Here is a 3,033-nt window from a genome sequence, read left to right on the forward strand (position 1 = left end):
GCCAACGGCAACACCGTCGGTGGTCATCATCACTAATTGAAACGCGGGGCGCCGTTTCGCTTCACTGGCGGAACGGCGTCCCCTTTCGGGGCGTAGGTCTGCGTTCTGCAAATTTCGTTCGGGAACCCTCTCATGAAGTCATTGCAGATCGTCGTCCTGGTTCTGATTTCCGCCTTTGCGACGGCTCCGGCCGACGCAAGAGCGCGGCACCCGGTTCTCGTCGAGGCCCAGGCGCCCGCCTGCCAGGGCGGATATCTCGCCCAGACGCAGGCCCAGGATTACCTCAGGGACGACATGTGGGTGCTCGAGCCGGTTCCCGGCAGTGACAATCGTCCATATCGTTTCGATTGCCGCGGCCCCGTCTTCCTGCGCAAGTGAGGGTAACCATATCGACTTCGCGCATATTGGCCTTTTTTGCGACCAATTGTAACGTTACCTCCGGCCAATTGCTTGCTGGCTTGCTGGGTGGGGAAATCAAATGTCTCGCGTGTCCATTTGTCTTCTGACTGCCGCGATCGTCTCCGCCGGTCCTGCCCTTGCTCAGACCGCCAACCAGAACTCGCTGCTCAACATCTTCATCGGCGCCGGCGGCGGCTCCCAGTCGAGCTACAACGTCAATCAGGTCGGCTTCACCAATCTGTCCTACGGCGTGCAGGAAGCCAATGCGCAAAACCAGGCCGTCGTCACGCAGAACGGGCTGTACGGCAACCTGTCGCAGCTCACGCAGGTGAACGGTAACGGGCACAACACCGCCTTCGTGACGCAGAACGGCCCGCAGAACCATTCCGAAGTCGGCCAGATGGGCGGGGCCAATCTCGCCACGGTCGCGCAGAATGGCGGGCGCGGCGGCACGCCGGCTATTCCGGTCATGCAGACCAACGGCCCCGTCTACCAGAGCTACCAGACGCAGGACGGCTATATGTCGCTCTTCGTCACCGACAATTTCAGTCTGGCCTTCGCCACGCCGCCCGGCATGACCGCGACCAGCGGCTTTTACCGCATGCACTGACCAAACGCTTGTATTCGCTTCAACAATAAGGAAACGCCTTCGTGACAATGCGGACCAAGACGATCGTTTCGTTCGCATGCGCGCTCGGGATGGCCGGCGCGTCGAAGGCGATCGCGCAGCCTGCGACCTATGACAACGGCGCCGCGGCGTCGATCGACGAGGCGACGCGCGCCATCAACGAACTCAACGCCGAGACCACCGTGAAGGCCAGGGAGACGCGCCGGACGCGCTCCGGCAAGACGTCGGTCTCCGCGCCGCCGCCGCCGCCGCGCGCCGCGCTGCCCTCCTTCGCCGCGCCCTGCAATCTCAACGGCAACACGCAGTTCTTCGAGATTCCCTACATCGGCTTCTGCGGCGCGGTGCATGGGTCGCTCACCGGCTTCATCGGCAAGGATTTCGCCACACAGGATCTCGCCTTCACGACGCAGCGACTGCCGACGGAACGCCTCGGCTGGGGCGGCAATTCGCTCTACGCCTCGCTGCCGATGCTGTATTACTGGGTCAATCCGCTGGTGCGCAACACGACCAGCGGCGCCTATACCGGCACCTACAGCATGGTGAATTTCCTGGGCTTCCGGAACACGGACCTCGGCACCATCTCGGTCTTCGTCAACGCCGGCCTGTTCGCGCGCACGGAGAAGAACTACAACGGCGAATATCGCCTCACGCTCAATCAGATCAACGGCCACTACTGGCGCGGCGCGACCGATCAGGCGTGGGTGCAGCTCGGCGGCCTGCGCGTCGGCCTTCAGCCCTCGCTGTTCAGCTTCAGCCGCACGGGCTACACGTTCATGCCCGGCTATGCGTCCTATCTCAGCACGCCGGCGATTTCCTATACGCACAGGATCGAGCGGCTGAACCTGCTGCCGTCGCTTCTGCCGGGCCTCGGCGCGTCGGTCAGCCTGTCGGCGGAAGACCCGACGCTGCGCCGCTATCCCGATGGCGTGCTGTCGCGTTATCCGTCGTCCTGGGGCATTCCCGACTTCGTCGGCCAGCTGCGCGTCGGCACGCCGTCCTTCGTCCTGCATGCGTCGGCGGCCTCGCACGAAATCCGCGACGTGTCGGCGAACGCCTATAATTCCTTCGCGCCGAAGAATTCCACCATGGGATGGGCGGCGCAGCTCGCCGGCGAATATCGCTGGAAGTGGAGCCAGCTCCTCGGCGATCTCGGCGGCAACATGTATGGCAAGGTGATGGTCTCGGCCACGGCGAGCCAGGGCGCGCTGGCCTATCTCGGCATCCCCTACATGTCGATCGATTACATCGCGAGCTCCTACGGCGCGATTTCGAGAACGAGCGGGCAATCGTTCATGGGCTCCTACGAGCATCTGTGGACGCCCTATTTCAAGACCTCGATCACCGGCGCGGCGTTCCAGACCTATATGGGCTCGTCGCCGGAAATGCTCTCGGCCTTCGGCTTCTTCATGCCGATGGGCTTCAACACGCAGGTCAACGGCCAGCGCGTGATCGGCAACGCCGAATATTGGGCGGGCGACGGTTGGGCGCTGGGTCTCGAGGGCGGCTGGACCTGGAGTCAGGCGAAAGGTCAGTACATCGGCGGCGCGGGACGCACGGCGTCGGTGGATTTCCCGAATGTTCTCACTTATCTGCGCAAGGCTTTCTAAACGCGCGCAACGAAAGGATGACGACGATGAAAAAGCAGATCCTCCTTGCCGCCTTCTGCGGGCTCCTGAGCGCGCCGGCCCTCGCCGACGGGCAGAACAACAACAACCAGAATCAGAGCCAGGCCTACGGCAACAATTATTCGTCGGTGACGCAGGTCGGCATCAACAACACGGCGGCTGTCGTGCAGAACGGTTCGGTTGGCGGCAGCATGGTGGACATGGGCTCGGGCAATCAGAACCAGAGCGGCGTGAACGTGGACAAGCAGGCCTTCACCATCGGCTCGGTCGTCGACAGCGCCGGCGGCACGATCAGCAAGTCCAACTCCGACAACATGTCGATGAACAACAACGCCAGCGCCTCCATCGTCACCCCGCTGCAGTAAGCGGGGGGCGTTCGAG

General features: G+C 63.1%; 4 protein-coding genes. All 4 read left to right on the forward strand.

Annotated features, from left to right (window positions below; all coding sequences use genetic code 11):
- Positions 1 to 132 precede the first annotated feature (132 nt).
- Entirely contained in the window at positions 133 to 378 is a 246-nt protein-coding gene (locus ACR652_RS07860) for a hypothetical protein (RefSeq protein WP_434505963.1), read from the forward strand.
- 100 nt (positions 379 to 478) lie between these two features.
- Positions 479 to 1,009 carry a hypothetical protein gene (locus ACR652_RS07865; RefSeq protein ID WP_434505964.1) on the forward strand — a complete coding sequence of 177 codons (531 nt, stop codon included), beginning with the start codon at positions 479 to 481 and terminating at the stop codon, positions 1,007 to 1,009.
- A gap of 47 nt (positions 1,010 to 1,056) precedes the next feature.
- The gene (locus ACR652_RS07870; RefSeq protein WP_434505966.1) at positions 1,057 to 2,634 is read left to right on the forward strand and encodes a porin; all 1,578 of its coding nucleotides are present in this window, start codon (positions 1,057 to 1,059) and stop codon (positions 2,632 to 2,634) included.
- Between the two features lie 26 nt (positions 2,635 to 2,660).
- A complete protein-coding gene (locus ACR652_RS07875) occupies positions 2,661 to 3,017 on the forward strand; it encodes a hypothetical protein (protein WP_434505965.1) in 357 nt (118 codons plus the stop codon).
- The last annotated feature ends 16 nt before the right edge of the window (positions 3,018 to 3,033 follow it).

Origin of the sequence: Methylocystis sp. (assembly GCF_051061225.1) — a bacterium.
Taxonomy (GTDB): domain Bacteria; phylum Pseudomonadota; class Alphaproteobacteria; order Rhizobiales; family Beijerinckiaceae; genus Methylocystis.